This is a genomic window from Priestia filamentosa (genome assembly GCF_900177535.1).
GTDB classification, from domain to species: Bacteria; Bacillota; Bacilli; order Bacillales; family Bacillaceae_H; genus Bacillus_I; species Bacillus_I filamentosa.
This window is the reverse complement of record NZ_FXAJ01000022.1, coordinates 1-7,666: the sequence shown is the minus strand read 5'-3', so window position 1 is coordinate 7,666 and position 7,666 is coordinate 1. Positions and strand designations below refer to the sequence as shown.

General features: G+C 35.8%; 5 protein-coding genes and 2 pseudogenes. 3 read left to right on the top strand and 4 right to left on the bottom strand.

Translation table 11 applies throughout. The annotated features are described in order from the left end of the window. Positions 1 to 630: 630 nt before the first annotated feature. Complete coding sequence (gene amyS / locus B9N79_RS25580) at positions 631 to 2,169, top strand: alpha-amylase (protein WP_046218230.1); 1,539 nt, start codon at positions 631 to 633, stop codon at positions 2,167 to 2,169. Positions 2,170 to 2,364: 195 nt separating this feature from the next. Here amyS and B9N79_RS25575 read toward each other — a convergent pair whose 3' ends face one another. Genes B9N79_RS25575 through B9N79_RS25565 form a run of 3 tightly spaced genes read right to left on the bottom strand, consistent with a single transcriptional unit; the run spans position 2,365 to position 3,548 of the window. Next, the gene (locus B9N79_RS25575) at positions 2,365 to 3,012 is read right to left on the bottom strand and encodes an IS3 family transposase (RefSeq protein ID WP_108745574.1); all 648 of its coding nucleotides are present in this window, start codon (positions 3,010 to 3,012) and stop codon (positions 2,365 to 2,367) included. Positions 3,013 to 3,024: 12 nt separating this feature from the next. After that, the gene (locus B9N79_RS25570) at positions 3,025 to 3,243 is read right to left on the bottom strand and encodes a hypothetical protein (RefSeq protein ID WP_239695523.1); all 219 of its coding nucleotides are present in this window, start codon (positions 3,241 to 3,243) and stop codon (positions 3,025 to 3,027) included. An 8-nt stretch (positions 3,244 to 3,251) separates the two neighbouring features. Continuing rightward, positions 3,252 to 3,548 carry a transposase gene (locus B9N79_RS25565; RefSeq protein WP_046218229.1) on the bottom strand — a complete coding sequence of 99 codons (297 nt, stop codon included), beginning with the start codon at positions 3,546 to 3,548 and terminating at the stop codon, positions 3,252 to 3,254. A gap of 468 nt (positions 3,549 to 4,016) precedes the next feature. On the opposite strand from B9N79_RS25565, the pseudogene B9N79_RS27010 reads away from it, so the two are divergent. Together B9N79_RS27010 and pulA are read left to right on the top strand one after the other, a co-directional pair. Continuing rightward, a pseudogene (locus tag B9N79_RS27010) lies at positions 4,017 to 4,388 on the top strand (pullulanase X25 domain-containing protein); the annotation flags it as partial. A 33-nt stretch (positions 4,389 to 4,421) separates the two neighbouring features. After that, positions 4,422 to 6,581: pseudogene (gene pulA / locus B9N79_RS25560) on the top strand (type I pullulanase); the annotation flags it as partial. 163 nt (positions 6,582 to 6,744) lie between these two features. On the opposite strand, the gene B9N79_RS25555 reads toward pulA, so the two are convergent. Next, positions 6,745 to 7,305 (bottom strand): hypothetical protein, encoded by a 561-nt coding sequence (locus tag B9N79_RS25555; RefSeq protein ID WP_046218227.1) that lies wholly within the window; start codon positions 7,303 to 7,305, stop codon positions 6,745 to 6,747. Positions 7,306 to 7,666: the final 361 nt, after the last annotated feature.

Genomic DNA, 7,666 nt, shown 5'->3' with positions numbered 1-7,666 from the left:
CACGCAGTTTTGGACAGGGATAGTTTTTGCGTCTAAACTAGTGGCGTGAGCCACACTATATAAAAGCGACTTCTTGTCGCACCATAATGTTGATTGTAAGAAGTAAAGGGGATAACCATTGGACTTCTGTAAAAATTCCTTCACTCCCCTCAATATTTGAGGGGGCTTTCTGCCTTAATCCAATCTTAATTCCTTCTTACATCGTGGCTCATTACGATGTATCGATTTTCTTTTATAGCATGAGTTGCTCTTCAAAATCTCATTCTTTTTTATTTCAATATCTTATTGAGTGAATGAAACGTTATGTTTCAAATTCTACACGTAAACGTTGCATAGCTGATGCAACATTCTTTACGACTTTGTTTACTTCCGTAAACAAAAATCACACCCCTTCTCTGAGAGTCGCAATATCAGTATATATAAGATTTAGAAATTAGTTTCAAGTCAGCTGAAATTTTTGTACTAGAATCATATTAATTGTGCTATACTCACTTTGAAATCGCTTGCATTTTATTTAAGCAAATATGTTAAAGAAAGAGGTGGAAATGGAGTTTTATGACAAAGATTAAAGCTCGCTTTCTTGTGCAAACGGTTGCGCTAGTTAATTATTAATTTAGGGAGGAATGTGTTATGAAATTAATAAGAAGATTGGTAGCTTCATTAACTATTGTTGGTTTATTTGCAAGTACTTTAGGGACAACAAACGCCAGCGCAGATACTAATGGTACAATGATGCAGTATTTTGAATGGTATCTACCTAATGATGGACAACATTGGAATAACTTGAACAGGGACGCCTCTCACTTGCAGGATATCGGTGTAACAGCTGTATGGATACCGCCGGCTTATAAGGGATCATCACAGAATGATGTTGGGTATGGAGCGTATGACTTATATGATTTAGGAGAATTTAATCAAAAAGGTACAACAAGAACAAAATATGGAACAAAAGCAGAACTGCAAGGTGCAATAACTAATCTACATTCGAAAGGCATTCAAGTATATGGGGATGTGGTTATGAACCATAAAGGTGGTGCAGATTATACTCAGTACGTAGATGCAGTTGAAGTTGCTTCTAATAACCGAAACTATGAAACCACAGGACCACGTCAAATTCAAGCGTGGACAGGTTTTAATTTTCCAGGGAGAAATAATAAATATTCGAGTTTTAATTGGCATTGGTACCACTTTGATGGAGTAGATTGGGATCAATCCAGAAGCAAAAGTGGTATATTTAAATTTCGTGGAACAGGGAAAGGTTGGGATTGGGAAGTATCTTCGGAGAATGGTAATTATGATTATCTCATGTATGCGGATGTAGATTTTGATCATCCTGAAGTTCAACAAGAGATGAAGGATTGGGGGAAATGGTATGCTAATGAACTAAAACTTGATGGGTTTCGTTTAGACGCTGTGAAGCACATAAAGCATTCGTATTTAGGCGAATGGGTTTCAAGTGTAAGGAATAGTACAGGTAAAGAAATGTTTACTGTAGCTGAGTATTGGCAGAATGATTTAGGAGCAATTGAAAATTATTTAGCAAAAAGCGGAAACAATCACTCGGCTTTTGACGTTCCATTACACTATAACTTTCAACAGGCTTCTAACAGTGGTGGAAATTATGATATGAGAAATATATTAAATGGCACTCTAGTGGCTTCACAACCAACGAAGGCTGTAACGATAGTAGAAAATCATGATACACAACCTGGACAAGCACTAGAATCAACAGTTCAAAGTTGGTTTAAACCTCTTGCTTATGCTTTTACTCTAACTAGATCACAAGGATATCCAACACTTTTCTATGGTGATTATTATGGTACAAAGGGATCAACCTCTTATGAAATTACACCTCAAGGAAGTAGATTAGATCCTTTATTAAAAGCACGTAAAATATATGCTTATGGAATGCAGCATGATTACATTGATCATCCTGATGTTATAGGTTGGACTAGAGAAGGGGATACTTCTCATGCAAATTCAGGATTAGCAACTCTTATCAGTGATGGTCCTGGTGGAAGCAAGTGGATGTATGTAGGAAAGCGAAATGCAGGTGAAACATGGACTGATATTACAGGTAATTCCACAAATAGTGTCACGATTAATAGTGATGGATGGGGCAATTTCTCCGTAAATGGTGGTTCAGTTTCCGTATATAGACAGCCTTAAGAAAAAAGAAAAAAGTCTTTGGAGTTCGAACTTTTCTTAGTTCTCTTATGTATTCGAAAAGCATTTAATGTAGGGAGTGTAAAGAAGTGTATAGGAGATGTACTTTTAGTTTACATAAAACATGTTCCAGAGAGTAGGAAAAGCGCAAACTCGTTTTGAAGTGACCCCTGTCAAGTAGACAGTAAAAAAGCAACCCTAAGCGACCTGAGTTCTATATTCATATGGACTCAGGTTATTTAATTTCTTCTGAAAGCGTTCGTGATTGTAAAAATGAATGTATTTCGCTACAGCGATCTTTACCTCATTTGTTGTATGGAAGGAACGAAGACGGAAACACTCTGATTTAAGATGGCTAAAGAAGTTTTCCATACTTGCATTATCCCAACAGTTTCCTTTTCGAGACATACTGGCTTTCATCTTATATTTTTTAAGGGCATTGTTATATTGATGGGATGTGTACTGAAATCCTGGATCACTGTGCAGAAGAACGCCTTGTACATTCCGGTTCTTGCGAGCTTTCTTAAGAATATCCATGACAAGCTGCAGATCATTTCTGTGACTCATCTGATAAGCCACAACCTCGTGGTTGTATGAGTCCTTAATGACAGAGAGGTATAACTTTCTTCCTTGAAATAGAAGATACGTGATATCCGTTACCCATTTTTCATTTGGCTGTGACGCTTTGAACTGTCTGTTCAAATGATTTTGTGAAACAACATACTTCTCCTTTTGGCCATAGTAAGGACGCTTTCTCCGAATAACTGCACGAATCCCCATTTTACGCATGAGGCGCTGTACACGTTTATGATTTATATGTAAGTTGTACACACCTCTTAGCCAGATTAAGACCCTTCGCTACCCATAAATCCCCTTCATTCTTGTATGACATTCTCTGATCTTTTCCTGGATATTTTGATCCTCTAACTGTTTGGGAGAAAGGCTTGTTTGTCGTTTGATCCATTTATAATACCCACTCCGAGAGACACGAGCTAGGTCACACAAGAGTTGAACAGGATATTGATGTGTGAGCTCTTGAATTCCCTTATATCTCTCCCGTGCTGGTCGTTCTTCCATTCCTCCTTTCATTTTCCTAAGAACTTTTTTAAGAGTGCATTTTCTGCTTCCAATCGTTTCAGTTTGGTCTCTGTTGTTTCAGGTTGAGTAGTTGATCTTCCCTTACCAACCCCTTTTGCTTTTCCACGTTTTTCTTTGAGACCTTTTAGTCCCTCAGCTTGAAGGTGCTTCACCCATCTATATAGGATGGCAACATCAATTTCTAACTCCTTCGCAATCGTTTTATACCCCATTTCTTCTTTCAGATATAAGTCTACTGCTTTTCTCTTCGTTTTTAGGTCATACGTTCTATTAGTTTTACCCATAAAAAAATCCCCTCCGTAGTAGATAGAATAAAGGGCTCTCTTTTTTCTGTCTACTATAAGGGGATCATATCATTTAGTAATAACGAGTTTGCGCTTTTTCTTTTTATTTATATATACTTTTAGGAACGATTTTATACTTAAAGTTTTTACTTTTCAAAATGAATTAATTCAGAATCATTATTTAAATAATCTTTAGGAGTAATATTTAATTAGAGAAATTTATTTTCCGATGTTATTCGCCAATCTCCCTTTGATTGCTATGTATATTAATATTTATTTGAATAGTATGAAAATTGTTTATTATTCTATTGATTTACTTGCAAAAAAAAGTATAATTAACTATTGATAACAAATATTGAAAACGGATTCATAACCTGTATCTTTATTTATTCCTACAATAAAGACTGACTTTTAGAAATTTGTGCAAACGATTGCGCTAATTGATAAAAAAAAAGGAGGAGATTTTTTATGAAAGTTAAGCAGAAAACAGCATGGACACTAGTTACTATATTGGGACTAATTATTCCCTTATTCTCAGGACTATTAACAAGTCATGTAGGGGCAGAATCCGTCCCAAAACAGGTCGTCCTTGTTGGTACCCTGCAAACAGAATTAGGGAATGATAAAGATTGGGATACATCTTCTAAAATAACCCAAATGGATTACCAAGGAAATGGGTTATATAGTTTTACGGGCACACTTCCCCCAGGAAAATATGAATACAAAATTGCCACTGAGGGAACTTGGGATGAAAACTATGGTGATAAGGGGGTTCTAGGTGGGGGAAACATTAAACTAAATTTAACCGAAGAAAGAGCAGTTACCTTCACTTTTAACGACAATACCCATGCCATTACTGATAGTACTCAGCTTGACCCATCCATTAAAAGAGCTACAATCGATAATTTTAATGAAATGACGATAACTACTAATGCTCCATTTGATATTGACACACAAAAAATTGAAATTAACGATGTTAAAATTAAGGAAGTTAGCCCTTTCGGCACGACTGATGGGAACCTTACAAATAAGATTAAAGTGATTACCGAACAAGAATTTGATTTAAAAAAGACATATACAGTCAAAATGAAAAATTACGGTACAGTAACAGCTGAACCCGATAAAGTTTTTAGTAGCAAAAAATTTGATGAATTATTTTATTATGATGGCAATGATTTAGGCAATGTATACACCCCATCGGAGACTAAATTCCGTCTTTGGGCTCCTACTGCCAGTGAAGCACGATTGGTTACATATACAGAATGGGACGATCATAATGGCAAGGAGATTCCGATGAAACAAGGTGAAAAAGGAACTTGGGCTGTAAAACTAAAAGGAAATCATAAAGGAGTTTTTTACACGTATAAGGTAAAGATTGGTGATAAATGGACTGAAGCTGTTGATCCTTATGTAGGTGCTGCATCTGTTAACGGAGACAAAGGTGCAGTCGTTGACTTAGACGAAACAAATCCAAAGGGATGGAAGGAAGATAAAAAACCAAAGTTTAAAAATCCAGAAGATGCTATTATTTATGAGTTACATGTACGTGACCTTTCTATTCAGAAGGAAAGTGGCATCAAGCATAAAGGAAAGTATCTTGGCGTAACAGAGAAAGGAACAACTGGTCCTCAAGGCGTGAAGACGGGGCTCGATCATATTAAAGACTTAGGGGTTACTCACGTTCAATTTTTACCCATATTTGATTATGCTTCAGTAGATGAAACAAAGTTAAATGAACCCCAATATAATTGGGGCTATGATCCGAAAAATTTCAATGTACCAGAAGGATCATATTCTACAAATCCTTATGATCCGACTGTTCGAATTACAGAATTAAAGCAAATGATCCAAACCCTCCATGATAACGACCTTCGTGTAGTAATGGATGTAGTTTATAATCATACGTATGAAGTTGCTGGGTCTAATCTCCAAAAATTAGTACCAGGTTATTACTATCGTTACAATGACGATGGCTCACTCGCAGACGGGACTGGTGTAGGGAATGATACAGCCTCTGAACGGAAGATGATGAGGAAGTTTATGGTGGACTCTGTAACTTATTGGGCGGATGAGTATAATTTAGATGGGTTCCGTTTTGATTTGATGGGAATTCACGATGTTGAAACCATGAACCATATACGTAAAGCTATCGATAAAGTTAATCCTTCTATTATTCTTCATGGAGAAGGATGGGATTTAAACACTCCCCTTTCCCCTGAATTAAAGGCTAACCAAAAAAATGCTGAGAAAATGGAAGGAATTGCTCATTTTAATGATGATATTCGCGATGGTTTAAAGGGCAGGGTATTTTACGATTATGATAAGGGTTTTGTAAATGGGAAACAAAATTTAGAGGAACGAATAAAGAAAGGAGTCATGGGTGGAATTGATTATAACAAGGACATTGCTACCTATCAAGATCCTGAACAGGTTTTAACCTATGTTGAAGCTCATGACAATCATACATTATGGGATAAGCTGCAGTTAACTAACCCAAATGACAGCGAAAAAACACGTAAACAAATGCACAAGTTGTCTTCTTCCATTGTATTAACATCACAGGGAACCTCATTCTTACATGCAGGTCAAGAGTTCATGCGGACAAAGGGCGGGGATCATAATAGTTACAAATCCCCTGATTCGGTCAACCAAATGGATTGGAAACGTCGTGCAACATTTGATAAGGAAGTAGGCTATATGAAAGGCTTAATAGAATTACGTAAAAATCACCCAGCTTTTCGTATGACTACAGCTGAACAAATCAAAAAATACCTAACGTTTATTGACAGTCCAAAAAATACTATAGCTTATATAATAGATGGCAAAGGGAATATGGATAAAGCCAAATATCTTATGGTTGCTCACAATGCTAATAGAGAACCTGTGGAAATTACCCTTCCATCACAAGGGCCTTGGAAAGTACTAGTAGATGGGGAACGCGCAGGAGATAAGGTTCTTTACACTATACATGATAATAAAGTTACGGTTCCTGCCTTAAGTTCATTTATTTTGAGAACAGATAAACCAATTTAATTCAAGGTTAGCTCATATAACAGAAATTCGAGGGAGTAAAAAAAGCGCGAACTTGTTCAGTAATAACGAGTTTGTGCTTTTTCTTTTTACATCATTTTATCTTACCAGACTGTTTGTTTTAAGATATTTAAATCTCTATTTTGCTTTCCTCTCAACAAAGATACTATTGTTCTTGAGTTACTTGATAGAAAGTAGTAAAGGCTTTAAAGTTACTGATAAAACTTGTATGGAGATTATGGAATTGTGTATTAAGCGTTCTCCTAGATTTGGACTCACCGTTCCTTATGTCATTAATCTTTTCTTCAAGCTCTATTAAACTTTTAATACTATCAACGAGGTACTCTCTCTCTTTTCTTGAGTAGTTTTCTTGGGTACTAAGGTCTAACAATGTGACTCTTGCTTCCTTTACCCCAAGTAACAAGGTATCTAATTCTTGTATACTCATTTTTGACTTTTTTTCATGTGTTAACCAATCCTGTTCAAATATCTCGAGTATATCCTTGGTTCTTTTACTTGTTAAATCATTTTTAAAATGTATTTGGGATGTTTGTTTAAAGGTGTCCACGTCTTGTTTATACTCTTTAGTCATAACAGAATCAGGTTGATAAGAATATGTTTTATATATACTAAAGAATGAATAGGGATAAAACCATGTCATTGCCAATATAAAAAGGACAATGACACCTAGAAAAACTAAACTAATCCTTTTTGATCTCTTACTCATCATAAATTCTCCTATCTTATTTGCTGAAGTAAATAAAATAAAGTTCGTTACAGGTATGTGGATAATTTCCTGTATCTCTACCTAATATCCTTTATATGCCTTACCCTATCAAGGAATAGAGATGAATTCAAATTAAAATATATGTACAGTAGTTCATAAAATTAGACAGATTACTAATATATTCCTTAGTTATATAAATAAGAAAATTCTTCATCATTGGTAAAAAAAGGATTTTTTATTAAAAGTCATTTAGGGAGAATTAGTTAAGTCGGGTAGGCAGGCACTCTCACGAGCGCCCGCCCCCCTAAGAACCGTACGTGACAGATTTCCCGTCATACGGCTCAAGCCTTCTTTTTATCCG

Bases quoted from the DNA above. Each gene is read 5' to 3' on its own strand.
- B9N79_RS25565 (WP_046218229.1), bottom strand. From the start codon at position 3,548: ATGGGTAAAACTAATAGAACGTATGACCTAAAAACGAAGAGAAAAGCA.
- B9N79_RS25570 (WP_239695523.1), bottom strand. From the start codon at position 3,243: ATGGAAGAACGACCAGCACGGGAGAGATATAAGGGAATTCAAGAGCTC.
- B9N79_RS25555 (WP_046218227.1), bottom strand. From the start codon at position 7,305: ATGAGTAAGAGATCAAAAAGGATTAGTTTAGTTTTTCTAGGTGTCATT.
- amyS (WP_046218230.1), top strand. From the start codon at position 631: ATGAAATTAATAAGAAGATTGGTAGCTTCATTAACTATTGTTGGTTTA.